29 protein-coding genes and 4 pseudogenes are annotated in these 25,954 nt (G+C 52.8%); 13 read left to right on the forward strand and 20 right to left on the reverse strand.

Features of this window, described 5'->3' with window-relative positions; all coding sequences use genetic code 11:
- Positions 1–806 precede the first annotated feature (806 nt).
- Positions 807–1,460 (forward strand): helix-turn-helix transcriptional regulator, encoded by a 654-nt coding sequence (locus ACFQUU_RS26915; protein ID WP_382251369.1) that lies wholly within the window; start codon positions 807–809, stop codon positions 1,458–1,460.
- Positions 1,461–1,574: 114 nt separating this feature from the next.
- On the opposite strand, the gene ACFQUU_RS26920 is transcribed toward ACFQUU_RS26915, so the two are convergent.
- The 5 genes from ACFQUU_RS26920 to ACFQUU_RS26940 all read right to left on the reverse strand — a co-directional run bounded on the left by ACFQUU_RS26920 (position 1,575) and on the right by ACFQUU_RS26940 (position 6,746).
- Entirely contained in the window at positions 1,575–2,624 is a 1,050-nt protein-coding gene (locus ACFQUU_RS26920) for a hypothetical protein (RefSeq protein ID WP_382251371.1), read from the reverse strand.
- An 84-nt stretch (positions 2,625–2,708) separates the two neighbouring features.
- Positions 2,709–3,701 carry an SDR family oxidoreductase gene (locus ACFQUU_RS26925; RefSeq protein WP_382251373.1) on the reverse strand — a complete coding sequence of 331 codons (993 nt, stop codon included), beginning with the start codon at positions 3,699–3,701 and terminating at the stop codon, positions 2,709–2,711.
- A 55-nt stretch (positions 3,702–3,756) separates the two neighbouring features.
- Positions 3,757–3,906: a hypothetical protein gene (locus tag ACFQUU_RS26930; protein WP_382251374.1), complete on the reverse strand. Its 150-nt coding sequence runs from the start codon at positions 3,904–3,906 to the stop codon at positions 3,757–3,759.
- A gap of 423 nt (positions 3,907–4,329) precedes the next feature.
- A complete protein-coding gene (locus tag ACFQUU_RS26935) occupies positions 4,330–5,451 on the reverse strand; it encodes an alkene reductase (protein ID WP_382251375.1) in 1,122 nt (373 codons plus the stop codon).
- Positions 5,448–6,746, reverse strand: coding sequence for an SGNH/GDSL hydrolase family protein (locus ACFQUU_RS26940; protein ID WP_382251378.1), 1,299 nt, complete (start codon positions 6,744–6,746; stop codon positions 5,448–5,450). The genes ACFQUU_RS26935 and ACFQUU_RS26940 overlap by 4 nt, the downstream gene beginning before the upstream one ends.
- Before the next feature lie 106 nt (positions 6,747–6,852).
- Here ACFQUU_RS26940 and ACFQUU_RS26945 point away from each other — a divergent pair, with 106 nt between their 5' ends.
- On the forward strand, positions 6,853–7,758 hold the full coding sequence (locus tag ACFQUU_RS26945; protein WP_382251381.1) for a LysR substrate-binding domain-containing protein: 906 nt from the start codon (positions 6,853–6,855) through the stop codon (positions 7,756–7,758).
- A gap of 150 nt (positions 7,759–7,908) precedes the next feature.
- On the opposite strand, the gene ACFQUU_RS26950 is transcribed toward ACFQUU_RS26945, so the two are convergent.
- The 7 genes and pseudogenes from ACFQUU_RS26950 to ACFQUU_RS26980 all read right to left on the reverse strand — a co-directional run bounded on the left by ACFQUU_RS26950 (position 7,909) and on the right by ACFQUU_RS26980 (position 11,512).
- On the reverse strand, positions 7,909–8,562 hold the full coding sequence (locus ACFQUU_RS26950; protein WP_382251383.1) for a DUF5701 family protein: 654 nt from the start codon (positions 8,560–8,562) through the stop codon (positions 7,909–7,911).
- A gap of 153 nt (positions 8,563–8,715) precedes the next feature.
- Positions 8,716–9,120 (reverse strand): VOC family protein, encoded by a 405-nt coding sequence (locus tag ACFQUU_RS26955; protein ID WP_382251386.1) that lies wholly within the window; start codon positions 9,118–9,120, stop codon positions 8,716–8,718.
- Positions 9,121–9,152: 32 nt separating this feature from the next.
- Positions 9,153–9,548 (reverse strand): hypothetical protein, encoded by a 396-nt coding sequence (locus tag ACFQUU_RS26960; protein WP_382251388.1) that lies wholly within the window; start codon positions 9,546–9,548, stop codon positions 9,153–9,155.
- A 75-nt stretch (positions 9,549–9,623) separates the two neighbouring features.
- On the reverse strand, positions 9,624–9,986 hold the full coding sequence (locus tag ACFQUU_RS26965) for an MmcQ/YjbR family DNA-binding protein (RefSeq protein WP_382251390.1): 363 nt from the start codon (positions 9,984–9,986) through the stop codon (positions 9,624–9,626).
- A gap of 133 nt (positions 9,987–10,119) precedes the next feature.
- Positions 10,120–10,452, reverse strand: coding sequence for a TfoX/Sxy family protein (locus ACFQUU_RS26970; protein WP_382251392.1), 333 nt, complete (start codon positions 10,450–10,452; stop codon positions 10,120–10,122).
- Between the two features lie 223 nt (positions 10,453–10,675).
- Positions 10,676–10,804, reverse strand: a pseudogene (locus tag ACFQUU_RS26975) (IS6 family transposase); the annotation flags it as partial.
- A gap of 186 nt (positions 10,805–10,990) precedes the next feature.
- Positions 10,991–11,512, reverse strand: coding sequence for a DUF2165 family protein (locus tag ACFQUU_RS26980; RefSeq protein WP_382251394.1), 522 nt, complete (start codon positions 11,510–11,512; stop codon positions 10,991–10,993).
- A gap of 391 nt (positions 11,513–11,903) precedes the next feature.
- Here ACFQUU_RS26980 and ACFQUU_RS26985 point away from each other — a divergent pair.
- Both ACFQUU_RS26985 and ACFQUU_RS26990 read left to right on the forward strand, forming a co-directional pair.
- Positions 11,904–12,114: pseudogene (locus ACFQUU_RS26985) on the forward strand (IS3 family transposase); the annotation flags it as partial.
- Between the two features lie 495 nt (positions 12,115–12,609).
- Positions 12,610–12,741 (forward strand): annotated as a pseudogene (locus tag ACFQUU_RS26990) (MFS transporter); the annotation flags it as partial.
- A 353-nt stretch (positions 12,742–13,094) separates the two neighbouring features.
- Here the strand turns inward: ACFQUU_RS26990 and ACFQUU_RS26995 are convergent.
- The 5 genes from ACFQUU_RS26995 to ACFQUU_RS27015 all read right to left on the reverse strand — a co-directional run bounded on the left by ACFQUU_RS26995 (position 13,095) and on the right by ACFQUU_RS27015 (position 16,238).
- On the reverse strand, positions 13,095–13,730 hold the full coding sequence (locus ACFQUU_RS26995; protein ID WP_382251396.1) for an SAM-dependent methyltransferase: 636 nt from the start codon (positions 13,728–13,730) through the stop codon (positions 13,095–13,097).
- 144 nt (positions 13,731–13,874) lie between these two features.
- Positions 13,875–14,411, reverse strand: a complete 537-nt coding sequence (locus ACFQUU_RS27000) for a hypothetical protein (protein ID WP_382251398.1) — start codon at positions 14,409–14,411, stop codon at positions 13,875–13,877.
- 208 nt (positions 14,412–14,619) lie between these two features.
- Positions 14,620–15,210: a hypothetical protein gene (locus ACFQUU_RS27005; protein WP_382251400.1), complete on the reverse strand. Its 591-nt coding sequence runs from the start codon at positions 15,208–15,210 to the stop codon at positions 14,620–14,622.
- A 282-nt stretch (positions 15,211–15,492) separates the two neighbouring features.
- The gene (locus tag ACFQUU_RS27010) at positions 15,493–15,906 is read right to left on the reverse strand and encodes a hypothetical protein (RefSeq protein WP_382251403.1); all 414 of its coding nucleotides are present in this window, start codon (positions 15,904–15,906) and stop codon (positions 15,493–15,495) included.
- Complete coding sequence (locus ACFQUU_RS27015) at positions 15,903–16,238, reverse strand: hypothetical protein (RefSeq protein ID WP_382251405.1); 336 nt, start codon at positions 16,236–16,238, stop codon at positions 15,903–15,905. The genes ACFQUU_RS27010 and ACFQUU_RS27015 overlap by 4 nt, the downstream gene beginning before the upstream one ends.
- Positions 16,239–16,273: 35 nt before the next feature.
- On the opposite strand from ACFQUU_RS27015, the gene ACFQUU_RS27020 reads away from it, so the two are divergent.
- The 9 genes from ACFQUU_RS27020 to ACFQUU_RS27060 all read left to right on the forward strand — a co-directional run bounded on the left by ACFQUU_RS27020 (position 16,274) and on the right by ACFQUU_RS27060 (position 23,834).
- A complete protein-coding gene (locus ACFQUU_RS27020) occupies positions 16,274–17,659 on the forward strand; it encodes a replication initiation factor domain-containing protein (protein WP_382251407.1) in 1,386 nt (461 codons plus the stop codon).
- 22 nt (positions 17,660–17,681) lie between these two features.
- On the forward strand, positions 17,682–17,975 hold the full coding sequence (locus ACFQUU_RS27025; RefSeq protein ID WP_382251409.1) for a hypothetical protein: 294 nt from the start codon (positions 17,682–17,684) through the stop codon (positions 17,973–17,975).
- Position 17,976: 1 nt separating this feature from the next.
- Positions 17,977–18,165, forward strand: a complete 189-nt coding sequence (locus ACFQUU_RS27030) for a hypothetical protein (RefSeq protein ID WP_382251411.1) — start codon at positions 17,977–17,979, stop codon at positions 18,163–18,165.
- A gap of 195 nt (positions 18,166–18,360) precedes the next feature.
- Complete coding sequence (locus tag ACFQUU_RS27035) at positions 18,361–18,495, forward strand: hypothetical protein (protein WP_382251412.1); 135 nt, start codon at positions 18,361–18,363, stop codon at positions 18,493–18,495.
- Positions 18,496–18,637: 142 nt separating this feature from the next.
- Positions 18,638–20,092 carry a hypothetical protein gene (locus ACFQUU_RS27040; protein ID WP_382251414.1) on the forward strand — a complete coding sequence of 485 codons (1,455 nt, stop codon included), beginning with the start codon at positions 18,638–18,640 and terminating at the stop codon, positions 20,090–20,092.
- A gap of 9 nt (positions 20,093–20,101) precedes the next feature.
- Entirely contained in the window at positions 20,102–20,446 is a 345-nt protein-coding gene (locus ACFQUU_RS27045) for a DUF2523 family protein (RefSeq protein WP_382251417.1), read from the forward strand.
- Complete coding sequence (locus tag ACFQUU_RS27050) at positions 20,447–20,665, forward strand: hypothetical protein (RefSeq protein ID WP_382251419.1); 219 nt, start codon at positions 20,447–20,449, stop codon at positions 20,663–20,665.
- Positions 20,658–21,839, forward strand: coding sequence for a zonular occludens toxin domain-containing protein (locus tag ACFQUU_RS27055; protein ID WP_382251422.1), 1,182 nt, complete (start codon positions 20,658–20,660; stop codon positions 21,837–21,839). Before ACFQUU_RS27050 ends, ACFQUU_RS27055 begins: the two co-directional genes overlap by 8 nt.
- A 618-nt stretch (positions 21,840–22,457) precedes the next feature.
- The gene (locus ACFQUU_RS27060) at positions 22,458–23,834 is read left to right on the forward strand and encodes an ISNCY family transposase (RefSeq protein WP_382251424.1); all 1,377 of its coding nucleotides are present in this window, start codon (positions 22,458–22,460) and stop codon (positions 23,832–23,834) included.
- Between the two features lie 400 nt (positions 23,835–24,234).
- Here the strand turns inward: ACFQUU_RS27060 and ACFQUU_RS27065 are convergent, their stop codons facing one another.
- The 3 genes and pseudogenes from ACFQUU_RS27065 to ACFQUU_RS27075 all read right to left on the reverse strand — a co-directional run.
- Positions 24,235–24,573 (reverse strand): hypothetical protein, encoded by a 339-nt coding sequence (locus ACFQUU_RS27065; RefSeq protein WP_382251427.1) that lies wholly within the window; start codon positions 24,571–24,573, stop codon positions 24,235–24,237.
- Positions 24,574–24,747: 174 nt separating this feature from the next.
- Positions 24,748–25,698, reverse strand: coding sequence for a LysR family transcriptional regulator (locus tag ACFQUU_RS27070; RefSeq protein WP_382251429.1), 951 nt, complete (start codon positions 25,696–25,698; stop codon positions 24,748–24,750).
- A gap of 104 nt (positions 25,699–25,802) precedes the next feature.
- Positions 25,803–25,954, reverse strand: a pseudogene (locus tag ACFQUU_RS27075) (ABC transporter permease); the annotation flags it as partial.

Genomic DNA, 25,954 nt, shown 5'->3' on the forward strand with positions numbered 1-25,954 from the left:
ATGGCGGTATTGGAATAACCTTGAGCCGACATCAGGATCATCTGGGCGCGCCGCACGACACTATGCGGCAAGGAACGCGAGCGTGCTAACACTTGCAAGTCGGCATGTTCCTGCTCCGATAGTGTGATCTCCGCTTTCTTTGGACGTCCGCGTTCCATGGCCATACTCCTGTTTCAGCAGCATAGCCAATAGACAACTCAACTTATATAAAGTTACTTGCGGGACGCCACACTAGATAACTCATTGGCGGCTCAAACAGTGACTTCACCACATAGAAAATGACAAGCCTGTCGTTGTCATCACGGGCAAGCAATCGGTATTTAAAACGTTCGCATACCGAAATAATCTGCCAAGGTCCACTATATTCAGTCTATATCTCGGACACGTATCTGCAAGGCACCGGGAGCGGGGTTTGACTTCCTGGGTTTTACGTTTAGCAGGCGGTACGCGTCGACGACTGGTAAGGCGTACTTTGCGCTGTGGCCGTCGAAGAAGAGCATCAAGCGCATGGCCGAGAAAGTCCATGTGCTGACCAACCTGAACATGACGTGGCAGGACATCATGGAACTGATTTGATCTGGACCGCCGCAAGGCAATTGCGCCGCCGCGTGAACTTTTCGAGTTCTACAACGGCTGCCACTCGTCTCGAGTAAGCCAAGGCCACTTAAGGTGTTTGCGTTCTCATTTCCGCTTGCAAGTCAGCGTGATGCAGCTTCGCGTTCGTCTACAATAGAAATGATGTAACCGACACTTTTCAAACGCTGCAAATACACCTTATTCGCGTTTTTGCGCAGGCGGAGGCTAGCATGGCCGGCACACGACAACGGGAATTACTCAACCTTCTCTTGCAGAACAAGTCCGGACTGACTGTAGATGAGTTTGCGCAACAACTTGGCGTTACGCGGAATGCCGTGCGCCAGCATCTCGAAATCCTTGAAGGCAGCGAGCTGGTACAAAAAGGCGGCACCAGACCCACCGGCGGGCGTCCGGAACAGCTCTATGTACTCACTGAAAAAGGAAACGAGGTTTTTCCGCGGCACTACGCATGGTTCGCACAGTTATTGTTTGAGATGGTTCAGGCCGAAGTCGGGCCCGAGGGCATGGGCGAGCGCCTGGACGCGCTGGGACGCAAGGTCGCTTCCTCCCTCGTCAGCAAGGAAGGAGGTCAGGAACCTGCCACGATCGAGGAAAAGGTGCGCCATCTGGGATCGATAATGGAAGAGCTCGGCTACAACGCGCGAGCATCTAGATCGCTTAAAGGCATTCCTATCATCGAGGCAAACAACTGCGTGTTCCATGAGTTGGCCAGCAAGCATCCGACGGTTTGCCGCTTCGACCTGTCGCTCCTGGCAGCAGTGACAGGAGCCAGCGTCGAGCACGCGGAATGCATGGCAAAGGGTGCGTCCGTTTGTCGGTTCCGCTTTCACACACGGGACGATGATCCTGAAAAACCGGCATAGCGAGATCCTTCTATCCCACATACGCAAAGGTGTTCCAATCAGCAGGCACGATACCCTCAACACGCTTTGCCCCGCAGCGGAATCACTAACGTCGCTCTGGAAGGGGATAGTTAATCAGTCCATGTCGATAAGAAGACCCGACCAAGTGAAATCGTTGGCGCCGTAGCCCTCGCCGCGATATGGGTTGTAGTATTCTCGAAATCCGCTCTGTTTGATTGCAGCTGCAAGTGCGTTCTTGAGGTACTGTGCTTGGGTATCAAAGCCGTGTCGCTTGAATGCGTGGTACAGGAACCAGTTCGGAAATGCCCACGTCGGGCCGCGCCAGATGAATGGGGACTCGCCAGGATGGAATGATGAATCATCCGGCGCGACCGAAGGAAGCGGGTACGGTATGTCAAATTCTGCGTACCCGGAAAAATGCCGCTGTAGCACGGCGTTTGCACAGGCATCGGAAACACTATCCAGAGCCAGCGGAAAGAAGATGGTCGGCGTGCGAGTGCGAAGGCGACGGGAACCTGGTTCGTGGAGGTCGTAGAAGGCAGCATCGACTTCGTCATACATCATGTCCATGACACTTTGTTGGACTTGCTGTCGACGTCTCTTGTAAGCTGACGCATCGCCGTCGCCCACAATTTGAGCGAGCGTTTGCATGGCGGCCAGGTCTTGCGCATAGATTACGTTGAATGCAACGTCCTTGACCAAAAATCGTGCGCGCTGCCGGATTTTCTTCAAGTCGTATCCCGCCAGGAAGTTGCAAAGGTCAACATCCACACCTTTCCAGAACAGTTTGTTCCAGTACAGCTTGTCCGGCGTCATGCGTTCGGTGTACCCAAGGACCAGATCATAAGAAGGTTTCCAGTCCATCCCTGACTCGAACGGGCTGATGATGGTCAGTAGTCCGTCGCCGTCGAAATCGCGGTTTTGCGCCAGCCAGTCGTGATAGCGTTTGACCCGTACGTACATCTCGCCAAGGTACACCCGGTCGTTGCATGCCTCGAAAAGGCGCAGCAGCGTGTACGCGGCGAACGTCGGCTGGATGAGCCCACTCATGTGAGGGCGAAGGTTTGCCCAGGTCGGCCTGGCTTGCAGGACGTCGGTATGCCGCTTTGGCAGCATCTGATGCTTTAGCTTGCTGCCCGGTTCTTCAACTGAATGCGCTTGCATACAGCCAGCCTAGTACACGGGGAGACTTTGTAAAGATCTTTATGCCAAAAGGGTGTGGTGTTAAACAGGTGGAACGTTGCCTGTTTATAAGGTGAGAACGAGCAACACGGCGGCAAAGGAAGTCAGCACGACGAGAAGCGCAGCCCCGTGGTGCGTGCTTAACCAGAACTGCGTGCTGGATGATTTCGCGGTAGCATCAAAGCGTCCATGCACGCCAACGTCCTTACGCACGGGGTGATACAGGTTGTCTGCTCTTCCCACGGGAAGGTCCACTTCTGTGAACTGACCTGAGTAAGCACGCCGCGCGACGATGCGATCGAGCAGGCCTGGCAGTAACCTGGTGCCAATGATGGCTTTAACAGCCGGAAAGCCAACCCATGTCTCTCGCCGCTTTTGCTCTGCTGCCCATACGATCGCTTCTGCTGCCACTTCAGGTTGAAAAATTGGCGGAACTGGCTGCGGCTGCTTGGTAAAGGCTGTCTTCCCCCAGTCGAATTGCGGTGTATTGAAGGCCGAAAGCTGCACCATTGTGACGTGGATAGCACTGCCATCGTGGATCAGCTCGGATCGCAGCGAATCGGTAAATCCGCGAAGGGCACTCTTTGCACCGCAGTAAGCTGACTGCAACGGTATGGATCGATAAGCCAGCGCGGAACCGACCTGAATAATGATGCCAGCGTTGCGCTTCTTCATGTGTCGTAACGCGGCCATCGTTCCCCAGACGGCGCCGAGATAGGTCACTGATGTGACGCGCTCGAAGTCCTCGGGTGAAATGCGGTCGATGGGGGAGAACACAGTTGCCATCGCATTGTTTACCCAAACGCGGATAGGGCCGAGTTCGTGCTCAAATCGCTCTGCCGCCGCCTCGACCTGGTTGTGGTCCGAGACGTCGACGGAAATCGCCAAGGCTTGACCGCCTGCCTCGATCACTTCACGACAAGCACCCTCAAGTCCTTCACGCCCTCGTGCAAGCAAGCCGACGCGCCAACCGCGTCGTCCGAAAGCCACGGCAACGGCACGTCCAATCCCTGCCGATGCGCCAGTAATTACGATACAACCGTTATTCGTGTCTCGCATTGAAAGTGATGACTTTAATAGAGTAAAAAAGAAGGACGCCTGCTCCTGCCCGGCCTTAAAGCAATGCAAACACAACCACTGAGCTTCCCTGATTGGCTCCGAAGGTATCGATGGCAAAGCCTCTAAGCCAGCCATCAAACAACCGACCGATGATGGCTTTGTTCTGATGGTCGACTTCTGGCAAGGCATTCACGAGTACGGCCATGTCGGAATCGCGTTGTTGACGTACCTGACGGGGAAGCAGCTTGGCAGGTGCACAGGCGATCAGGGTTATTGCGGGTATGAAGATGGATATGGACGTCCAAAATGAGCGAGAACAGGGATGTGAGGGCCACATGGAAATCCTCCGAGCAGAACATGTTGGATCGCAACGATGAAATAATGTTCACAACGGCGGAGCCGGGCATGTCCTGGTCAAGCGAGAACAGAGGGTGTCCTTATTCTGTTTCTTTTAAGCCATCAATGTCGGGTTTGTGGGGCGGCAACCGGCTGCTTTGGGACGGATGTTCCATGTCACTAGTGACCTATCAGGCGTGTACCGGCCAGCAGACATTGCAGGATTCCTCGGATCAGGTAAGAGTCGTCACGGGCTATATGTAAAACACCATACAGGTTCTCAAAAAATTGCTCAACCGAGCGCATCGTCAAGGTACGGATAATCGATATATCCTTGAGCGCCGCCACCAAAATACAACGCCGAATTTCCGGTATTCAGGGTTTCTCCGAGTTGCAGGCGACGCGGCAAGTCGGGGTTCGCGATAAATGGACGTCCAAATCCAACTAAATCGGTCCAACCCCGCGCCAGCGCTTCCTCCGCTTTGGGTCGATCATAATGACCGGAATAGATCATTACGCCCGAGTACATTTGCCGCAATGCTTCCTTGAACGCCACTGGCATCGGTGGTGCATCGTCCCAGTCTGCTTCCGCGATATGGAGATATCCAATACCAGACTTATCAAGCAACCTGGCTGCTGCGAGATAAGTGGATTCCGGTGTCGCGTCGGTCGTGCCTTGTGCGGTGGTCAGTGGCGACAAGCGGACGCCTACCCGCTCGGGCCCCACCGCATTGGCTACTGCATGCGTTACTTCTTCAAGAAACCGGAGCCGGTTGCGCAGCGAGCCGCCGTATATGTCGGTACGGTGGTTGGAGCCGGAATCAAGGAACTGATTGATCAGGTAGCCATTGGCACCGTGCAGTTCGACGCCATCGAAGCCTGCACTGAGCGCGTTTTCCGCTGCTGCGGCAAAATCTTGTACTAGTTTGCGAATCTCTGCGGTTGCAAGGGCTCTTGGCGCCGAATGCTGCACTTTCTGGCCAATACCGTGTGCGGCGCCCAATCTCTGCGGGTCGATGAACACCTGCACTCCGTCAGCAACAAGGGCTGAGGGCGCAACGGGTGCTTGTTCCTCCGGTTGCAAGGAAAGGTGCGAAAGCCTTCCAACATGCCACAGTTGCGCAAAAATGCGCCCGCCTGCGCGGTGCACTGCCGCCGTCACCTTGCGCCATCCCTCTATCTGTTCCGTCGTATAGATTCCCGGCGTCCAGGCATATCCCTGACCTTGACGGCTGATCTGAGTTCCTTCTGTAATGATGAGTCCGGCCGAAGCACGCTGCTTGTAATACTGCGCCATCATGTCCGTCGGGACCTCACCGGCCGCCGCGCGAGCTCGGGTCATGGGTGGCATGACGATACGGTTCGGCAGCGTTAATTGGCCAAGTCGGAGAGGGGCAAACAGATCGACACTCATGGCCGCTCCCCGGGAGTGCGCGATGTCGGACCTGTCGGACGTATAACCGGTCGTATCAGCATCGCGATATCGACTGCGTCCGCCATGGCTTGATAACCGGCGTCGCCCGGATGAAGATGGTCCCCAGAGTCATATGTGGCCAGCAGTCGACGGGGATTGTCAGGATCTCGCAGTAGCGCGTCGAAGTCGACCACGGCGTCGAAGTCAGCGATGTGGCGGATCCAGCTATTCACCTGCTGCCTTAACTGCTCTTTGGCAACGCTGTAATGGCCGGCATAAGGTGTCCCCTCAAGCGCACCCTCGAACGGAGGCAACGTTCCGCCGACAATACGCAGGCCCCGTGCATGTGCACTGGCGATGAGCTGCGAATAACCAGAGACTAACTCGCTTAGCGTGACCGGACGTTCGGCGGGTGCAAACGGACTGCCGGGCCAGCCGATATCATTAATGCCGATCAGCACAATGAGGTCGGTGACACCGGGCTGGCTGAACACGTCTTGCTCCATGCGAGCAAGGGCGTTGACGCCCATCCGGTCCCGCAGCAGGCGTGCACCGGAAATACCCGCATTGGCAACAGCGACGCCATGCGGGGCAAGCCGCCGGGCGAGGAAGTCGGGCCAGCGACGGTCATGGTTTGGCGTCGAACCATTGCCATCAGTAATTGAATCACCGAGGGTAACGACGGTGCGCGCTACAACCGGGGATTCGACCAGAACCCCGCTGAGGAACAACCGTCCTTTGACACTGCCATCGATCGTGAACCCGGCCTGCTTGGTCCAGTCTCCGCTACCGATATCCACAGTCTGTTGCCCGCCCCAATGGAAAGTGGTGATTGGCGTACGCTCAGGGAAATAACTCCTGACCGCCAGTTGCGTCAACGGCATGACCGGCAAATCAACCGGATCGCTGGTAACTTGTGCCCCGGGCGTCACCGTGGTGCCGGGCTGTCCGGCAAAGGTCACAGTGCGCTCGGTCAGCGCAGCGGTGGGTGGCTCCAGTTGTGCTAGACGAACGCCGCCAATGATGATTGGCTCGCTCCCGTACCTGTTGGAAAATACGAGCCGCAGTCGACTGCCTCCTGCGCTAAGCCTTACGGTCTCACGCAGTGTCTGGTTTTCGATGCTGGACGGTACATCAATAGGGAGTACGAAGTCGTTGCCCCAGACTGGTTGCGGACTGGCATACCAGGATGTGACCCAATGTCCGGAAGCCTGTGTGGCCTGCTGTGCCAGCGCGTCGACACCGACCACCAGAGAGAAGGCAAGGGCGGCTCCTCTGGCCAACGATTTATTCATTGGAAGCTCCTCGTAAAGAAAGAGCTTCACAGTAATGTATTCCGAAACAAGCAAGAAGTCGGCAAAGTGGACTATAGTTTATTCTCTTTTGGAATGAGTGAGGCAAATGGATACATTGCGAGCGATGCGGTTCTTCGTGCGGACAATGGAGCTGGGGAGCCTATCGGCGGTCGCGCGTGACCTCGAGACGACCCAGCCCACTGTGAGCAAAGTATTGGCTCTGCTTGAGGCGCAAATGAAAGTGCGCTTACTTGAACGCAGCACGAAAGGACCGGTCCCGACCGAGCAGGGCTTGCGCTTCTACGATCAGGCGAAAAGTATTCTCGAACAATACGAGGGGGCTGTAAGCAGTGTTCAAGGGCTTACTGAAGAGCCCACCGGGTTATTGCGTATTAACGCCCCAGTTGCCTTTGGCCAGTTTCGCGTCAACGCCTGGGTGCAGGAGTTTCTGCGCCTTCACCCAGGTATTTCGGTGGAACTGATTCTCAATGACCGCTTCATTGATCTCGTCGAAGAAGGAGTCGATGTTTCGCTGAGACTTGGCGCGGAACTGCCGCCAAACGTGATTGGTCGCCATCTCGCTGTCGTGCCGCGCTTGCTGGTGGCTTCTCATTCATATCTGGAGCGGCGGGGTGCTCCGCTTCATCCTGATGACTTGGTGTCGCATGACTTTGTGCGATTCGCCTGGTCGCCAGGCAATATGATTGACCTGCATCGGGCCGGCAAAACATTGAGCGCCCGGACAAATAGTCGCTATCGGGTCAACAATGCACTTGCGATTCGAGAAGCGCTCGCGCTTGGCAGCGGTATTGGTCTATGTCCGGAATGGCTGGTCCATGATCTGCTCACCAAGGATGAACTGGTGCGTGTACTTCCTGAATGGACCGCCAGTTCGCAAGACCTGCATCTGCTTTATCCCTCTCGCCGTTACCAGCCACTGCGGTCAAAGCTATTTATCGAATTTACTGCCAACCAGTTTATTGGACTACCCGGGTTTTATCCGCCTTCTTGACCAGCATCGGCCAGGCCAGGATTGCCGATTGTGCGGCTCCTGCTTCTTTTTTCTACATTGCGTTGATCAGTACCCCCTTTGACGCACCTGGCGCAGTGTCGCACTCCATGACAAGAATACGGTTGTGTGGCGCCTGCCTCGAATTGGGCTTTATACTGTGCGTAGGGACGCTGCCAGTTTGGCGGTTCCAATACGCTCGGCGCACGATGCCGACCCCAGCCACGTGTGTGGATTGCCGGCCCAGCACCAACCGAGTTTCGGGTGATTCTCACTCAGCCAAAGAGCGGGAACACGCTTGTCTCCGCAGCGGGACGCAAGCAGTGAAAAGCAATTGTTGGGTTGGAGAAGCTCTGGGAACTGTGTCAGCACAGCCACCCCCTCTTCGATAGTAAGCGGCGAGCGACCTTGCCCAAGAATGGACTGGTATGCGTCATCTGGCGTGACATTCAATGTTTCAGCACCGCGGTCGATCTGCAGCAGCAGATACGCATCGCCTCCTGGCAACGCAACGGATTCAATGGGAGAGAAGTCTTCAGGCTTCTTTGGATACATGCGTTCAATAGCGAAGTTCCCGCGCCGACTGACCAAAGGCAGCGTTACGGCGACAGGAGCCCGCACCGAACGAACGACCAGAACAAACGGCACCTTCCCCTTGCTTGGATCGAACGGCACGCCGGCGGAGGCTGGCACGTATTGCTCAAGTGGAGGGAGCGATTCTTGAAACTCTCCTGCCGTCATGGCGAAGAAGCTTGGGTAGCCCAGTTGAACTAGGGTATCAACCTGCGACTGGAATAGGCTCGGCATAATTCTCCAAATAAATCAGGATACACTTTGATATGGGCAGCTACAGAAGTTCCATGCGACGAGAGTTATTTTGACGTCCAACGTTGAGCTAACAGGTGAACGACCTGTGCTGCGAAGCCGCAAATTTTTTGTTTGCCCTGTAGCAGTGGCGAGTTACGCGATCTCATCGCTGTATGTTTCATTCTCAAATTCAATTAAGCAAAATCCGTGGCCAAATGGATCTGAAAACGTAATGCACTTAGAGCGTCGCCAGGCAACACATTCCGTCTCACGTATTGCGCCGGCATCTATCACCCGTTTAACAGCGAGGTTTAAATTATCGACCACGAAATCAACGTGGACTGGCGTCCAATGCCTGGAATATTGGCGGCCACCGGGAATTGATTTTGCACATTCCGAACCTTCATCTTTCTTTAAGAGGTATATGGTCGAAGATCCGCCGACAAGCTCTGCCACATCACTGTCCAGTATGCGCTGGAGATGCAAATCAAACGCTGAGCAGTAGAAATCAATTCCCTTTTGAAGATCAGGCACATCTATGTCAATCAGCATTCTCATAATGGACCCTCCGTTTTTCAACGTATAACGTTCTAGGCTGACCGGGGCGTGTGTACGTCCGTGTCCAATTTCAAGTCAGGCCCGTTGTGCTTGTCACGAAACGCCAATCCGCCTACAGCCCAAATCGCCCCGAGACAGAGGAGAAGTACGGAAAAGAAGGCAATTCCTATCCACCCAGGTTGAAACCATCGCATCAAGAACGAAACAAAATAAACTGCGACCGCAACCAACAGATTTCCTGACAACAGGAACGCATGACTACGCCTGCCGTTTGCGATGGTGAGATGGCTGATAGCCAAAACAGCAAATGGGCAAGCAATCATCGAACTACCCAGTAAATATGAAGCTGGGTCACTTCGCCAGTTGACCGAAACAAGATTCCAGGCGATGGCTGTGATGAAGAACAGCGTGGGAACGATAGCAAACATCTGTGCTCTCATACCGGTCGATGCCTTACACCTGAGCTAAGTCGAGCCGCGAAGCGGCGTCGGCTTGATGAATTGTTAGACCGCTTTTCCACGCTGCCCCGCTGCGGCCGTCCTTGGACGGGTGATCGCCTTGGCATAAGACCATGCGATCAACTCTACTAGGTAATCCATTGGGACTGTGCTGACATCTACGATTGTGACCCAATGAAACCTGGCCATGTAACGCGCTGGCTTGATGCCTGGCACGTCGGTCAACTCCAAGAAGCGTTCAGGAGTAGTGCGAATACTGAAGCGCCACTTTTCCGGGTCGCTGGTTTTGAAGTAGGCAAACTTTCTACCGCCAGCATAGTAGACAAGCACGTTGCTGGGCGGCCCGAACAGTTTAGAGGATGAACCGGGGTAACGGCTGCAATGCTCTTTGACAGCGATGATATCCATTTGCGTTCCCTGAGCGGCCTAACGTTCGATTAACTGACATTCTGTAGGTGTGCCCACGTTCAAATGCATGCTAGATTGCTGCGCAATCCGACCCCTATTTTCTTTAATCGCGTGCCGCTCATCTTCCTTCCTTTCACTTCGTTTTGCGCGACGCCTTCGGTTTAGGCTCGGGCATAAGTACTGCAGTTTCCAAAATAAGGCGTCGCAACGAGTCAGAGTCGTCAAGAAGTTCATCTGCGACGGGATAATTCCTGGCGCCGGGATAGGGTGCTCGTTGTGGCAAATGTGGCGTCAGTTTCACTGCGGCTTGGGATGGCTTAACGAAGAGGCTGTTATCGCAGACAAAGGCGACGACTTTTCCATCCACATAGAGAGCGTATTCACCGAACATCTTCTTGTGAGTGAGCCGGGACCCAAGCCCAACTTGTTCGACTACGTACTGAATATAGTTTAGGTCAGTGCCCATACCTTCCTTAAAAGCTAACTATAGTAATTAAAAAGCTTTGAGTGTCTCTTAAACCGGGGCGGTGCCTGATAAACCATTTCGCTTGATCCTCCGTAAAGCCCATCCCGTCTGGCTTGCAACAGTATACTGCACATCCATACAGTATTAATTAACCATGAAAATCGGCACTCAACATACTGCACCTGGGCAACTGCCTAGCTGGTCGTCTCGTAGTTGACCCCCATGCCCGTTCCAAAAGTAACTCTTCGATGTCCCGCAGGCTGAACTGGAAACGGAAATACCAGCGCACAGCACAACTGATAACGGTAACTGAAAACCGGCGACGATGGTAAAGGGTCTTGGGTGTGCTCATCAAACAACTTACCAGCGTCCCTCATTAACGTGACAGTGCCCTCGCTTAGCGATTGGCTTATCAAACACAGGCTGGGCCGGGATGGTCCTGCAGACACCACTTTGCGTGATTGCAGGACCTCACGTCAAATTTTAAGGCATGCCAGAAGCGGCATATCACGGTCTGGCTTGCGCATCACCAGGCCGGCTATATATTTCGCGGCGCTCCCTGTTTCTCCATCAGGTCGTCGTTGGACATTGTGACGTAGATCAAAACCAGCAAGAGCGTGGTGAAGAAGCGGCTGGCATCGGGCACGCCGTTCCACTGTTTTGACATCCACATCCCGAACCACTCGCCGCCAATCGACATGAAGCCGACTTGCCAAGTCAAAAATCCAAGCGCCAGACCAGCCACGGAAATCGCCTTTGCGTTCCGGAACTGTGCATTCCCTGCCTTGACCGCTTTAAACAGCTTGAACCCCCCGATCCAGCACAGAATCGCTGTGGCGGTTTCCAATGCGATGATGGTGATGTAACCAAGATGATGCAAGGTTGGCGATTCGATGGCGCGATACATAATCCCGTTGCCCGGGAAGGTGGTATCCATTAAAAAGACATGCTGGACGAAAGCGAAATTCGTTTGATAGTCGGTGATGTTGCCGAAACTTACCAACGATGCGAAAAATGCCATGGCAAGAACCATAAGCACTTTGGACAGACGAATGATCATAGTGAGGATTCTCTTTTTAGTGGGATCAATAAACAACCGGTCATCTACGCTCGCCTTTGCGCCCATTCTGGAATACCGCAGTCCATTTGCAAAAATGGCAACGTCCTGATCAAATCAAGTTTTTGAAGGCGGGCTTAAAGCGAATGAAGGTAACAGAGGAATTGAGTTGGTTATCGGGACTGGCGTTACCTGAGGTCTGCATACGTATTTGGGAAACACGATTGCGGACTGGATGAGCCCAACTCTGAGGAGGCGTCAATTTACATCAAATTAGAATAATTTTCCAGAGTGCCAGTAGACTGCTGGCAATGAATGCCCCTGCACCACAAACTGGACAAACGTGTTTAAGGAAGGCCGGCATAATTTTTAATTTCGTGAAGGAATATGGGCCGTGAAGAAATCCAGCTATACCGAGGATCAAATCGCCTTTGCGCTCCAGCAGGCTGAGCGCGACCTTTTATAACTGGCGCAGGATATACAGTGGCATAGGGCCGTCGGAGCTGCAGTAATTGCGCCAGCTCCACGAAGAGAATGCAAAGTTTAAGCGACTCGTTGGCGATCTGTCGCTGGGCAAGGCGATGCTGCAAGATGTTCTTAAAAAAATGTATGGTCCGTTCCGCATTTGCAAGACTCATTTCCTCAGACGAGAACGGTTTGCCCTAACGTATCCGGCACTCTTGCAAGGGGGCTGCTGTTGCAGCCAGGCCATGATGAAATACGCGCGTACAGTTTTTAAATAATTACTCAGGTTTGAAGACCGCTTTTTTCGCAAGATTTGCCAATGGTTTGGCTTACCCCGCAGAACCACCTACTACAAGCCGGTGAAGTCGGCACCCAAGGTTCAGGAATGCTTTGCTGCGCCGATCAAAGCCATGATCAATGAGAATCCATCCTCTGGTTACTGAACGGTCGCGCATCTGCTGGATTTCAACAAGAACACGGTGCAGCGCATCTTCCAACTCAAGGGATGGCAGGTCAAGAAGCGGCCAATCGGGTTCCGGCCGCGGGTACAAGCGTTACCGTCGGTAGCCACTGCACTGGACCAGCGCAGGACGACGGATCTGTGCCGGGTATGGGCTGAGCGTGAAGGCTGGGCAGTGCTGGCGCTCCTTATGTTCGCCGCTTTTAACATCTTTTGGAGTGCCATGGTGTTGCCGCTAAGCGCACCGCCGTACTCGTTTTCACACACGGCAATTGGCGCCTTCGGTCTGGTAGGTGCCGTCGGTGCTGGAGTTAGCTTACTAGCGCTTGCTTTTTGGGCCGTGGCTTTGCGACACATCACTGTTGCCACATCCGCGAAGTAGCACGCGCAAGCGGCGGTGGCTGACTGTGAACGCGCCGATGAACCGAAACATTGAGCGTCCGCCTTCTGAAACGCCGACCGGCAGGCAAGGGGCGCATCCTATGCTTCCGCTTTGCGCAAACGATGTCTCGAATGTGATGCCTAGCTGCCGCTCACAATGGATATCATTCAGGCGCATACCGGCCAACGGCAACGATCCGAGTACCAGGTAGATCTTTAGCAGACAAATCTGGCATGCCTTGGAGCGTTGTTTCAGGAATTTCCCATTCGACGCGCCTCTCAGCGCGGGTAGATAAAGCCGGTGCGAATATCCATCGGCACTAGATGTTTGCCCTCGCGCACCATTAGCCGCTGGGGCGGTTCGTCGCCTGCCAGTGCGCGCGGCGTGACTGGCAGTCCTTCGCCCTTGCGCAACAGTGGATCGCAGCGTTCGTAAACGTTGCGGCAACCCGTGGCATTCAGGAGCGCCTGCACTACAGGCACCTTCCACAGGTCGACGCCACCGGCATTGAACTGGCAAACCAGATAGCCTGCGATGCCACCATAGCTGTGCACCAGGAGGCCTGGCAAGCCGTCTTTTTCGCCATCGATCAACTGGACCAGCGCCTGCGGATCGGCGCTGCGCAGCGCATCGGCGCGGCGAAGCACGCCAGCCTGAACGCGTCGCTTTATCATCGCGTGGTCAACCGGCTCGTCCTCGCGCAACGTCCAGACGCGGGCGGCGATTTGCGATTTGGCGTTATAGGCTGCGCGAGCCAGGAACTGGCGAGCCGATGATTGCACGATCGCCGTGGCGCCCGGTTTGTTGCGCTCCTGCGGCTTGCCGTCGACCTGTTCGATGGCGAAGGGGTAAATCCACGGGTCGCCGGAAAGCAGTCCTTTTTCCTTACCCTGTTTGATGGTGATGATGAGCATGCGCGGCTTTCGTTTTCAGGAACGGGATGATACAGCAAACCGCCTGCGTCCCCTTTACTGCATACTGCTCCTGGAATGACTTGTTTGGAGCGGTTGACTTGCCAAAGAGCGAGCATCGGTACAGCGCCCTACGCCTACGGTGCGCTAGGAGGTCAGTCCGCGAAGAAGGCTGCTGTCGGTCGCAATCGGCGCGTCAGCTAACCCCGGTGGAGCCTCTGGAACCGGCGGGCTTTCGCGCTCAAGCGCGGGTACTGCGTCCTCCCACTCCCGACCCCAGCGCGTTGCCGCAATCGCCATGGCACCGGGATGGGTGAGTCTTGCCTTGAGTTCAGGAAGGCGGTGCTTCCCGATACGCCTGTCCGCAGCGAGCAAGATGTCCACGATCTGCCAACGGTCGGCGAAAGCGAAGCTGAGCAACTGGTCGGTTGGCGTGTTGATGTACTCACGCAATAAACTCGATATCGACGACACGTCCGTGTCGTAAGGATAGCACGTAGCGTTTTCGCCAGATTTACGCGGGTAATCCCAGATCACGTATTTGCCCAGCGTACACCAATAGCGGGCCAGGTCGGTGCTGCCACTGGCCGATACCATGCGGTACGCGCGGCATTGGATCTGCAAACGCAGCCCCTCGGCAAAAAGTTTGCTGACCTCGCGCTGGAGTTTGCTCCATGGTTTCACATACGCCTCCGATTTACAAAGCTGCGAACGTAATATCCACTGATGTCGCAATGCCCACAGAGTGATCTTCGTCTTTGCAGGTTCAGAACTGCTTCCAGCATTTGATCCCTATCGATCCTTAAAAGATGAACGTATTGACTGGAGCCAGTACCGGGCGACATTGTGCTTGCTTCTATCAAATGTCTTTCGCATAAATCCAAGGATATATTCAGCAACCAAGTGACGCTTGTCGGTTCCGGGTCTTAGATTTCTCGTCTCTAATCCAGTCTTGCGTGGATGCAGGCTGCAGTTGTCGTGCCATCGAGTCTAAGTACTCGACATGCCGGTCGAGGAGGGCGCATTGGTTTGATTTTGATTGGGATGCACCTACGGTCACTACTTGATTACGTCCCGCCTGGTGGTCTTGTGCCTCTGCTGCTTTGCGCTGGGCGGTAAGGACCTGAAGGTCAGCTTTGGGCGGGCTGATGACACCTGCGGTATCGTAAAGGTGAAGATCTTGAGCTGTAGCGCCAGTGGGGCACTTTTGGTCGACGTAGACCGTTTTTCCTTCAATGAAACACTTTTTGATCGTGCCGCCCGTGGCAGGGCGTTCATATCGTGATGTTCGTTTTGGCTGGCCGAGTACTGCAGCATCAACGGGTTCTCGACTTGAGATAGCGGAATCCGCATCTTTTATCGAACTCGCGGGCGCAGCGATAAATGGCTGCCAAAAGCCGGACATCGAATTATTGAGCAGCACAACACCTCCGCCAACAAGCGCGACAGCCAAGCCGGATGAAAGTAGCGTGTGTTTTTGCATACCTTTTATTTACTGTGCTTCAACTAACTATAAGTAGACCGTAAACATTTGCTGGATGCCTCCCCATATTCATGGGATTGTTGGGTAAGTGGGACAGAGCTTGGAAGGAGCTTATTTGAATCGAGAAAGGGCTTGGCGCGCGGTGACAAATTAAATGAGCCGACACTTTAAATTTTGCGAGTCGTTTCGTCGTTCATTTTTAACATCACGTCTAGTGTGCGACCGGTAGCTAACACTATGCTGTAGCCGTGTAATTATGACACTTGATGTAATGCCCAGAGATTATGGCGAATAAAAATGCATTTCATTTAACATAATCTTAACACCTGCCTCAGATTTTTGCTGCGGAGCAAGGCGGGAAGCGGCTTCTGCAGTTTGCGGTGATAAAAAATTTGTCGCAAATAGAGTAGCGAGGACGACGCTAGCCGGGGCTGCCATCCTCTGCGAAAAAACCTCCCATAAGGAGTGTTGGCCAGCGCGTTCAGCGCGATCAATATCAGCAGCCATAATTATCGGCATTGGGTCAATTCCAAGCTTTAGGGCTACTGCCAGGCATGCCTCGTTATCCATTACGCGCCGACCTTTTCGGTAATTGGTAACGGTTCCGCTTTGCCAGCCCATAAATTGCGCAAGCTGATTGTCATTCTTTAGATTGTTAGCCGCTGCTAGGTCATCAAGATACTTCACGCTTTTCATAGATCACTCCTATATTTGCCCGTCGCAGCAAGCCATCTGCCGCCGTTTCCATCTTTTGACATTAATATTTTAACAACACCGGCATAGTACGCATCATCGCCTAGTGCATTCCTCTGCTCGTCTAGAAAAAACAACATGCTGAGGGTTTTGTCAGCCGCAGACCACGCGAAAATGTCTTGATACACCGCCTTCCATTCTTCATGGGCTTGCTGATAGTCGAGTTCAGTCTTTGATGTGTCTAGTACCAGCGCACGCTTGTAATCCGCTATACGCCTAAGTTCTTGTACTAGCGATTCCGCCATGGCCTGCAAGTTGGCAGCAGACATTTCCATAAATTTATTTACTTTCCTATTGACAAGTCTTTCACATGAAAGATATCTTTCGGGTGAAAGACTTCTTTCACATGAATGCATCAGGGAACTCTATGGGTAAACATTCCGACAGTCAAGCACAGAGCTACGCAGAAGCGTCAGGACGCTCATCTGCAGCCCGTAGTGTGAAGGCGCAGGTTTACGCAGCTGGAAAGCGTTCTGAGGGATCAACCCCCGCAGGCGCGCGCACGGAGGAGCACGCCGTTCGCGGGGGTTACCCCACAGTCGCCCCGGCAGATACCCCCATTAATAACATGGGGGAAAACTTTGGCTCCGGCGAATCCATAGAGGCTGTTGAACTGGTGATGTCGGAGAGCGGCAAGCTGAAAATTCAAATGGTTCAGCGTCCCGGACATGATCAGGTCTGTGTCATCGACTGGATCAATTTCACAGTGCTTGAGGACACATGGTTCAAGACTGCACGTGAAGTGATGGTATCGAATGACGAAATCATTATGGAAGCCAGTCGACATTTAGAAAAAATCTTTGGCTTCGGCATTACAGCTAAACGTGACACCGGGATGAACTTCTACAAAGAGTCATGGATTCTTGGTGATGACATGGGCTTTGTTTGCTTCGGCGGTCAACGCGCAACGATGCTGATTACTTTGACAGGACAGGGGTGTGTAAATGCAATTACAGGCTGGCAGAAACGTTTGTTTGACTTCCTCACCAATACTGCGGTTAGACCGTCAATTTCTCGAATCGATCTTGCACATGATGATATCGAGGGCAAGTACCTGTCAGTTGATTGGGCAGAGTCTCAATGGGCTAAAGGCGGATATACCGCAAGGGCTGGTGGACGTGCACCGTCAATTGAGTGCGTTGGTAACTGGCATAGGCCAACTGGCGCAGGCCGAACGCTCTACATTGGAACGCGCACTAGCGGAAAATTCTGTCGCTTCTATGAGAAGGGAAAAAAGGAGGGTGATGCTAGTTCTCTATGGTGCCGGGTCGAAGTGGAATTCAAATCCTCGGACCGCATTATCCCTCTGGATATCCTTGTCGCGCCTTCTGGATACTTCGCAGGAGCCTATCCGTGCTTTGCTGAGTTCGCTCACCACCCAACGTTACAGCGGCTTGAACTGAAACAGAAAACCGCACAGCTCGTCGTAGATGCTGCGGTCAATGTCACACGCCACCAGTTTGGAAAATACCTTCGTGTATTCCGCTCGCTATATGGCGACAAGGAAGCACTGGATCTCGTCTGCAACAAGGATGAGAACGCATGGCCGAAGCGCCTCAAGGCTCTAACGGCAACCGCACAGACCGGTCCTGAACCAATCCACAAAACGATGACGATTCCTGTCGTTCCATCGTTCATTAACTTTATCAAGGCAGTTCCGTCTTACGGCCTAAACGGAACGAATTGCCACGCATAGGCCATTACATCAAGGGGTACACATGAAAGCGAAAGTCACCGGTATCAAAGCGTCAAAAGGCACGATGGAAAACGGCCAGAGTTACGACAGCACAAAAGTTTATATCGAAACCCGCCTGGACGAATCGAAGGGCAATCAAAAGGGCTTTGCGACTGTGGAATACAACTTTGGCTCTTCCGACGAATTCCACAAGCTTAAGCATCTGCCGGTGCCGTTCATCGCTGAAGTGGAGTTCGAGCAGATTACGAACGGTAAGACTGTCAAAACCATTATCGGTTCGCTCGCTCCCTTGACCGTAGAGAAGAAGGCAGCGTGATATGGCTAAGACATCTGCTTTCATCGTACAGGATGCGGAATCGGGCTTGTTCCTGACTCCGAATGAAGGCGATGTCGGCTATACGCAGTGGGCGCATGAGGCAGGGCGCTTTGACGAACTGGCTGAAGCAGTAGATACCGCTCAGTTCGTTTTGTCAGGTCAGTTTTTCGTGACGGAGGTCAGCCAGTGACACCGGAAGATTACGCAGTAATCGGAATAGACGCGGCACAGATTTTAGCCGTGTGGGTGTGGGGCTTTGCCTCAGTTATTTCAACATGGTTTCTCGGCTATGTCGTCGGCGCTGCTGTAGACATGATCAAGAAGGCTTAACGATTTGTAGTACGCCGTCAGACGGTCTCTGACACTTTTATTTAGGAGTGAAAACATGGACGCAATTCTCGCAGGTGTTGATTTCGCTGGTGTAGCAACTTGGGTTGGTACTGCTGGACTGGCAATCGTTGGTATCGCTATGGCATTCAAGGCGATCACGCTGGCAAAACGCGGCGTCGCCAAGGCGTAATTATGACCGGCGCACTGGTAGCACTCTTCTATGCTCTTATCGCCATGTTGGGTGGTATCAGTGCGCTTGTCTTCATTCTTGCAATGAGGGGTACTGGTAGATGAGGCACATAAGGAATCTGGCGTACTTTGTATTTGGGCTGATGATTTCAGCCCTTTTACTTTCACCTTACGCATTCGCGGCGATATCGGTTCCTGCTACGCCTGCCGATGTTGTCGGTCCCTTCGAACCTTGGCCACCGTATCAGAACCCCTATACCTCAGATAATTTCACTCGCAATACACCGGCTACGACTTCAGGCACTTCAACTGGCGCTGACATTACGCGGAACGGTACGAGTACTATCACAACGCAATCTGGCACCAAGGTCAAAATCCCGGTTAGCGTCACATCGAAGGTTTCTAAAGCTGCTATTGCCAAGGCGGTTGCGAGAGCGGCTAAATTTAGTCCAGGTGGATTTGCGGCTGGCATCGTCGCCGAAGCTTTGATTGACGAGGGCATCAAACGTTGTGCAGCGGGTACGCTTGGCGACTGGTGCAAAGAGGAAAACGTGGAACCTGATGTGCCTGCCGACTTCTCTTGGCGTACGTCCGTGGGTGATACGACCAAACGATATACGACTCCCGAAGCTGCTTGTCAGTCTGTGGCGGGTAATTATGCAAATAATGTATTTCTTCGTGTGGAGCTGCGCGAGCGTACGGAAACCTACACAGATATGTGGTGCGTCTCGCTTCAGAACGGCACTGAACGCAAGTACAACACGGCGCTTGGTCAGCCTCAATGTCAAACGGGATATACATACAAGCTAATGATTAATGGTGATGGTTATTGCACTCCGAATAACCCAACTAAGAAAGAAGTCCCGGCGACTGAACCCGATATTGAAGATGCTGCAAAAAAAGATCAGGATAAGACCCCGTCCAATAGCCCCCGTATGGCTGATGGTGCTCGCAAAGACGGTTATTCACCTGATAAACCTGAGTTCGGTACCTCTCCTACAACATGGAATGCTCCACCGGTCACAACTGCGCCCAGAGAGACAGGCCGGTCTACCACGACCAATGCAGATGGTACAAAGTCCACGACTGTCACCAGTGAGAAAACCACCGTTACGCCCAAGACGGAAGGAAGCACCAATCAAGATACACGCATAACGAACTATCACGTCACGAATGTGACGACTACCACTATCACCAATAACACGACTAATCAGCAGACCATCATAGAGGACGTTCAGAATGGTCCCGATGAGCCTAATTCACCAGATGAACGCGATGAGGAAGACCTTACGTTCAATGATCCATCGATGCCGGACGTTCCGAAGCTCTATACGCAGAAGTACCCTGACGGGATCGCCGGTGCTTGGCGTGACAATAAACCCGATATTCAGAGCACTCAGTTTTGGGCGGGTATTCGGTCGATGTTCCCGGAGATTGGCGGTGGTGGTAGTTGCCCGAATTTCCAACTTTCATTCGGAATAGGGAATTTGGCCAACTTCGGCACGATGCCTTTCGATGTGCCGTGTTGGATATATCAGGCTATCGGTTTGATCATGCTGACGACCGCGGCATTCTGCGCTCGCAAGATCATTTTCTAAGGGGCAAACATGGGTGCATTTTTCTCTGCAATCCTCGGTAAGGTCGTCGCGCTTGCTACGTGGTTCGGAAAACTTTTCGTAGCGGTTTTCGAGTCCCTTTGGCACTTGGTCACCGACTTGATCGTATGGACGTTTATCGGTTCGCTCAAGCTGATACAGACGATCCTTAACGGGCTTCCCGGCACCTCAGACTTTCAGTTATTTAATCCGGCTACCTACATTGCCGGTATGCCTGCTGAGATAACAAACATGCTGGCACTTTGTCGCATTGGTGAATGCTTCGCGATCCTTCTCGCGGCCATTCTTATCAAACTCACTTTGCAAATAATTCCGTTCACCAGACTGGGGTCGTAAATGGCATATTCACTCGAAGAGTTGCGCGAATTTGAAGAAAAAGTCCTTGAACGTATGAGGGCGGTTGAATCTCAATTGGAAGAGCTTGAAGATGAAATGAATTCAGGTGATGACCAGATTGCCCTTTCCGAACGGTTGGAATCTCTACAGGCGAAGTATTACGCCATAAGCGAAGCCATAGCGAACCATGAGGACCTACAAGGGCTCGAACATGATTAACCTCATGTTAGGTGCTCCCGGAGGTGGCAAGAGCTATGAGGCTGTCGCATTTCATGTTATTCCGGCGCTGGCGTCTGGCCGCAAGGTGATAACGAACTTACCTCTAGTTCTTGATAGTTTCCCGCCTGAGCAGCGTTCACTTTTGAAGATTGTGACGAAGTCTGCCGGCAAGGTTAGGCCTGCGGACGTTCTTGACCCTGACGCTGATGAAATTAGCTCTAGGCCGTTCGCTTGCGTCGAGGACTATGGTGATCCTTGGCGGCATCCAGAAAACGGCTCTGGCCCGTTGTACGTCATTGACGAATGCCATCTTTGCCTACCTCGGATGGGAACGCAGAGGCAAGTCGCCGAGTGGTTCTCCTTGCACCGTCACGAATATGCAGACGTGCTGTTGATCAGCCAGTCTCATGGCAAGGTGAACAAAGATATCGTGGACCTTGTGCAGGTAATGTACAGAGTCAGGAAGGCGACCGCTTTCGGCTCAAACAATCATTACATTCGCAAAGTGTTTGATGGTGTCCGTGGTGACTGCATGAACACCAATACGCGGACGTATGACAAGAAATTTTTCAAGTATTACCGCTCTCATACGAAGTCGAGTTCTGCCGGTCAAGAGCTAACCGCTAATGACATTGTGCCGATCTGGAAGCGCTGGCCGTTCATTTTCGGGCCGATATTTCTGATAACGGCTATTGCCTTGTTTGCGCGTAATGGATTCTCGCCGGTCGAAGCAATGGCACCGAAGCCTAAGGGCGAGAATGTCACGCGTAAGGTTACCGTCATACCGGGCAAGCCGGTTTCCGATTCCGTGTCAACTAAACCGGCAGCTGAGCCGACACACCAGGTCGAAACAGTGACGATTGAACCCACCGAAAAAGCTTCCCGACCACATCCGTTTCACGGGTATGGCTTGCATATCGCGGCATATCTTCGTTCGAAGGCAAATCGTGAAATGTATCTCTTCGAGGTCAGCCAGAACGGGCAACCCGCTTTTTCCATCACGAGCGATGAGTTGAAAAGGGCGGGTTACAAAGTGTCAGTGATGGCCGACTGTGTTGCAAAGATTAGCTATGAAGGTGTCCCAGATTTTTACTCGCTCTGTGATACACCGAAGATTACGATGGCGCCGGGGAAAAACGTCCCGATTGCAGGCAAGCAGGAAGGTAAAACATAGTCACCGGGGCGATTTGAGTCCACCCGAATGGGTGGATGCCGAAGGCACCCCGGCGTGTCCTGAGCACATGTAGGAGCGGTTAGGCCGGTCGTCCCGGCCTGCGACGATGTGCTACATGGCTACCGTGTCCCATAAACATGGCAAGCAAATGTTGCCATACTGCAATAGAATGCGCACCGTGCAATTACAGCTTTTCGAATGGGAAGACGGACTTTCCGCCAACGAAATGGCGGGTGTCTTGGGTGAGATACGTCGTCACTACTGGTTTGTGCGCAACGCTCGCGGTCAATACAGCCGTGCGCAAAAACTGCGACACTATAGAGCGATTGCCAGACATAAAAAACGCCTGCTCATGGCAGGCGTTGAAAAGCGTGATTTGTTGGACTTTCTAGCTTGCTGCCGGTCTGGATGCCGGGGTAAGAAGTGCTTGAAGTGCGTTCAATAGAGCGCGGCGCAACTTACGCTTGCCATTTAACATAATGATCATTATGTGCACTTTGTATGTACTAGCAAGATTAGAATGTCTCAAACTGGCTAAATCAGATTGTCCCGTTTTAAGCAGGTCCTGAGATATTAAGCGGTCCATGCTGGGTGCTTACCTGGTTCAGGAGGCACATCATGGCTCGCATTGGGATGATTACCATGAGCATGCGTGAAGTCGACCGGATCAAGACCATCCAGGCAGTGGCTGACGGCAATCTCGAGGCAACGACAGCGTCGGCCCGACTCGGACTGTCGCGACGCCAGGTTGATCGATTGGTAGACCGGTATCAGATGGACGGTGCCGTGGGTTTGGTATCAGGCAAACGCGGTCAGCGTCATCATCAGCTGTCGTCTGGTTTGCCTGATCTGGCGCTATCGATCATTCGTGAGCGTTACCCGGATTTTGGGCCGACATTGGCCTGTGAGAAGCTACGCGAGCGGCATGGCATTGTGATTGGCAAGGAAACGGTGCGCAAGCTGATGACAGAAGCCGGTCTATGGATTCCGCGCAAACTACGTTCGCCGTCGATCTACCAGCCGCGTAACCGGCGTCATTGTGTCGGCGAGCTGATCCAGATCGATGGCAGCGACCATCGCTGGTTCGAAGACCGGGCGCCGGCCTGTACCTTGCTGGTGTATATCGACGATGCGACCAGTCGACTGATGCACCTGCATTTCACGTATAGCGAGTCGACGTTCAGTTATTTCGAAGCCACGCGGGCGTATCTGGAGCGGCATGGCAAGCCGCAGGCGTTCTACAGCGACAAAGCCTCGATCTTCCGGGTCAACCGCAAGCAGGTCGACAAGGAACATGGTGTGACGCAGTTCGGACGGGTGCTGTATCAGCTCAATATCGAGAGCCTGTGTGCCAACAGCAGCCAGGCCAAAGGGCGTGTCGAGCGGGCCAACCTGACGCTGCAAGACCGGCTGGTCAAGGAATTGCGGCTGGAAGGCATTTCCACCATGGCAGCGGCCAATGCGTATGCGCCCTCTTTCGTTGCCGACTATAACCGGCGCTTTGCCAAACCGCCCAGGAATGACTGGGATGCGCACCGGCCGGTACGTGAGGATGAGGAATTGGATTTGATCTTTACGATACGCGAGCCGCGCAAGGTGTCGCATGTGCTGACGCTGCAGTACGACAAGGCGATTTATTTGTTAGGCGATACGCCGGTGAACCGGCGGCTCATTGGCAAGTACATAGAGGTTTATGACTACCCGGATGGGCGCATTGAACTACGGGCTAATGACTACGTGCTGCCGTATGTCCGGTATGACCGGTTGCCGGATGTGGATCAGGGGGCCATTGTGGAGAACAAGCGGTTGGGACACGTGCTGCAGATTGCGCAGCTGGTGCAACAGCAGCGCGATAACCGGCGTAGTCATGCAGCGCCGGCACGCACAAATTTGGGTTTGCCAGTCGAGAAGGCAAAGGCAGCACCGGGGACCAAGGTGCAGCGCAAGATTGATGTGCAGGACCTGGAGCGCGCAATAGGTAAGAGCATTCACTGAAGCAATCAACGAACCAAAATTCCGGTCTTGCCGGCAATAGTGATGAATTAATGACTGCCCTGCTCTGGCTTCTTATTCCGCGGCGCGGCTGCGTTAACGGGCAAACCCGGAGAATAAAACAGGACATTTGAACATAGCCGAAAGTGCGATATCTGAAGATGGCTTGAACAAAAAATTCAGGCGAGGTTTTATGTCTAATGCCATCATTCTGAGCCCACAGCAGGATTAGTAATTGGTTATGAACACGCTCTATCTTAAAACAGCGGCACATGATCAAATAACATCCTATTCGATGACTTAGCTACCTGCCCTAGTCTGCGTCTTCCGTACCAAAGTGGCACCGTTCCGAGGCTAAGCGGACGATGCAACCCTTGCAAACTGTTTAAATAATCTATCAAGTTCAATTTCGACGCTTCCGTAATGCCAGAGTTACGCCCTTGTCGTCGTGTAAGAAGAAATCTATTTTATGCGGCGTAGACATACATGACATTGCAAGTGTACTCTCACGCGCGCCATGGCGGCCACGTTTTACCATTTGAGCCGGCTGATAATTGTGACGATGTGGGCCCCTAGGGTTTAAGGTTTCAAGCAGGCGTAAGCTTTTTCTCACATTTTGACGATGAAAATGCACATCCGGCGTATCACCAAACGACTTCGCTTGCTCAGTTCGTAGGTCACGTCTTAGCGCATCGAGAAGCGCTTCCATTTCGTGAGAAAAGATACCGGGCAGAAAAAACATGATTTCCTCCAATATTTACTTATTGCGTATTTACCTTTACGTGCAATAGGGTGTTTTAAATATTGGATCGCGAGCACGTGCGGGATAGGAAAACTTGCCTTGGTCTAGCTTCAAATGATTTCCTGACGCTGCAGCAGCGGCTTGCGTTGCAACGAGGCGCGCCTGGTTGTCGATCTATGAACTGCCATTAATTTTCAATAAATCTTTTGTAACCGTACTGACTAGGCCACGTAACCACTTATGCGCTGGAGTTTGGTGGGCCCGTTCATGCCACAAAAGAGAAAACTTCATGGATGGCAAACTTAACGGCATGTCAAACGCTTTTATTGGAAGGCTTCTCTCAAATTGTTTCATGTACTGCCTTCCAGTAGTTAATACCAGATCGCTATTTACCATTAACATCGGGATTAGACTGAAGTACGCGGAATTGACCACAATATTTCTATATAGACCTCTCTCCTCGAGCAATTCATCAACGATACCGATATAACCCGGCTGCATTTGAGAAGGAACGACATGGGGAAGGCTTAAATAGTCTGTGATCGTCATTGCATCTGGCTTTGTCCTTAGCGAATAAGCACAGTCTGCTCGCATAAAGCACGCTATCTCGTCTTCAAAAAGTTTGGCAATATGCAGATGCTGCGGGGGATCATCCCAGTTTGCTATCACAAGGTCCAGCGTTCCTTCCGCAAGTCCTCGTGAATAGTCTCGGTGGGAGCCAAGGTAATGTAAAGAGACCTCACTTTTTGGCGCTTGGCGGCGAAGGCTCGTAGCTATTGTAGGCAATAAACGACTGTCTAAATAGTCTGGAGCTGCAATATGAAAATGATGTTGTTCAGTTTGCGGACAAAACGTGGATCGCTGGACAAAGATCTTTTCCATCTCGTCTAGAATTCTCTTCGAAGGTTCAATCAATTCGATGCCTCGGCTCGTGGGCACTAACCCATGAGTACCTCTCACAAGCAGAGGATCGTTAAATAGATCACGCAGTTTCCGCAGCGATGCGGAGATCGTTGGTTGCGGCCGGTTCATCTTTAATGCCACCATCGAGACGCTATGTTCGGTCATGAGCAGGTACAGGATACGAACTAAATCAAGGTTCAAATGCCTCAGTGTCTGCGTCATGCTTTCTCCATATGGGCAAGAGGAGTACAGAAAATTTTCTTGTGTTCATCTGTAATCCGCAATCTGGATGGCTTCTCGCGTCTGAATTGTGTGGACAAAACAACCTACTGAGGGGAAAACTGTTTTCCGAGCGAGGCTGGCATGTTGAGTTTGATCCAGTTGGCATTGGTCGAAATCAGGACCAGCACGAGAATCGTTGCAAGATACGGCATCATCGACAGCAGCTGCGAATCGATCGACACGCCCAGACCCTGCG

Origin of the sequence: Herbaspirillum sp. GCM10030257, from assembly GCF_042666555.1 — a bacterium.
Taxonomy (GTDB): Bacteria; Pseudomonadota; Gammaproteobacteria; order Burkholderiales; family Burkholderiaceae_D; genus Noviherbaspirillum.

Bases quoted from the DNA above. Each gene is read 5' to 3' on its own strand.
- ACFQUU_RS27030 (WP_382251411.1), top strand. From the start codon at position 17,977: ATGGCTAAGACATCTGCTTTCATCGTACAGGATGCGGAATCGGGCTTG.
- ACFQUU_RS27050 (WP_382251419.1), top strand. From the start codon at position 20,447: ATGGCATATTCACTCGAAGAGTTGCGCGAATTTGAAGAAAAAGTCCTT.
- ACFQUU_RS27005 (WP_382251400.1), bottom strand. From the start codon at position 15,210: ATGCAAAAACACACGCTACTTTCATCCGGCTTGGCTGTCGCGCTTGTT.
- ACFQUU_RS26965 (WP_382251390.1), bottom strand. From the start codon at position 9,986: ATGGATATCATCGCTGTCAAAGAGCATTGCAGCCGTTACCCCGGTTCA.
- ACFQUU_RS27065 (WP_382251427.1), bottom strand. From the start codon at position 24,573: ATGTTTTTTCTGCCCGGTATCTTTTCTCACGAAATGGAAGCGCTTCTC.
- ACFQUU_RS26935 (WP_382251375.1), bottom strand. From the start codon at position 5,451: ATGAGTGTCGATCTGTTTGCCCCTCTCCGACTTGGCCAATTAACGCTG.
- ACFQUU_RS27020 (WP_382251407.1), top strand. From the start codon at position 16,274: ATGAAAGATATCTTTCGGGTGAAAGACTTCTTTCACATGAATGCATCA.
- ACFQUU_RS27015 (WP_382251405.1), bottom strand. From the start codon at position 16,238: ATGGAAATGTCTGCTGCCAACTTGCAGGCCATGGCGGAATCGCTAGTA.
- ACFQUU_RS27010 (WP_382251403.1), bottom strand. From the start codon at position 15,906: ATGAAAAGCGTGAAGTATCTTGATGACCTAGCAGCGGCTAACAATCTA.
- ACFQUU_RS26970 (WP_382251392.1), bottom strand. From the start codon at position 10,452: ATGGGCACTGACCTAAACTATATTCAGTACGTAGTCGAACAAGTTGGG.
- ACFQUU_RS27025 (WP_382251409.1), top strand. From the start codon at position 17,682: ATGAAAGCGAAAGTCACCGGTATCAAAGCGTCAAAAGGCACGATGGAA.
- ACFQUU_RS27035 (WP_382251412.1), top strand. From the start codon at position 18,361: ATGGACGCAATTCTCGCAGGTGTTGATTTCGCTGGTGTAGCAACTTGG.
- ACFQUU_RS26925 (WP_382251373.1), bottom strand. From the start codon at position 3,701: ATGCGAGACACGAATAACGGTTGTATCGTAATTACTGGCGCATCGGCA.
- ACFQUU_RS26920 (WP_382251371.1), bottom strand. From the start codon at position 2,624: ATGCAAGCGCATTCAGTTGAAGAACCGGGCAGCAAGCTAAAGCATCAG.
- ACFQUU_RS26915 (WP_382251369.1), top strand. From the start codon at position 807: ATGGCCGGCACACGACAACGGGAATTACTCAACCTTCTCTTGCAGAAC.
- ACFQUU_RS27040 (WP_382251414.1), top strand. From the start codon at position 18,638: ATGATTTCAGCCCTTTTACTTTCACCTTACGCATTCGCGGCGATATCG.
- ACFQUU_RS27060 (WP_382251424.1), top strand. From the start codon at position 22,458: ATGGCTCGCATTGGGATGATTACCATGAGCATGCGTGAAGTCGACCGG.
- ACFQUU_RS26955 (WP_382251386.1), bottom strand. From the start codon at position 9,120: ATGAGAATGCTGATTGACATAGATGTGCCTGATCTTCAAAAGGGAATT.
- ACFQUU_RS26995 (WP_382251396.1), bottom strand. From the start codon at position 13,730: ATGCTCATCATCACCATCAAACAGGGTAAGGAAAAAGGACTGCTTTCC.
- ACFQUU_RS27045 (WP_382251417.1), top strand. From the start codon at position 20,102: ATGGGTGCATTTTTCTCTGCAATCCTCGGTAAGGTCGTCGCGCTTGCT.
- ACFQUU_RS26940 (WP_382251378.1), bottom strand. From the start codon at position 6,746: ATGAATAAATCGTTGGCCAGAGGAGCCGCCCTTGCCTTCTCTCTGGTG.
- ACFQUU_RS26930 (WP_382251374.1), bottom strand. From the start codon at position 3,906: ATGGCCGTACTCGTGAATGCCTTGCCAGAAGTCGACCATCAGAACAAA.
- ACFQUU_RS26980 (WP_382251394.1), bottom strand. From the start codon at position 11,512: ATGATCATTCGTCTGTCCAAAGTGCTTATGGTTCTTGCCATGGCATTT.
- ACFQUU_RS26960 (WP_382251388.1), bottom strand. From the start codon at position 9,548: ATGTTTGCTATCGTTCCCACGCTGTTCTTCATCACAGCCATCGCCTGG.
- ACFQUU_RS27070 (WP_382251429.1), bottom strand. From the start codon at position 25,698: ATGACGCAGACACTGAGGCATTTGAACCTTGATTTAGTTCGTATCCTG.
- ACFQUU_RS26950 (WP_382251383.1), bottom strand. From the start codon at position 8,562: ATGCCGAGCCTATTCCAGTCGCAGGTTGATACCCTAGTTCAACTGGGC.
- ACFQUU_RS26945 (WP_382251381.1), top strand. From the start codon at position 6,853: ATGGATACATTGCGAGCGATGCGGTTCTTCGTGCGGACAATGGAGCTG.
- ACFQUU_RS27055 (WP_382251422.1), top strand. From the start codon at position 20,658: ATGATTAACCTCATGTTAGGTGCTCCCGGAGGTGGCAAGAGCTATGAG.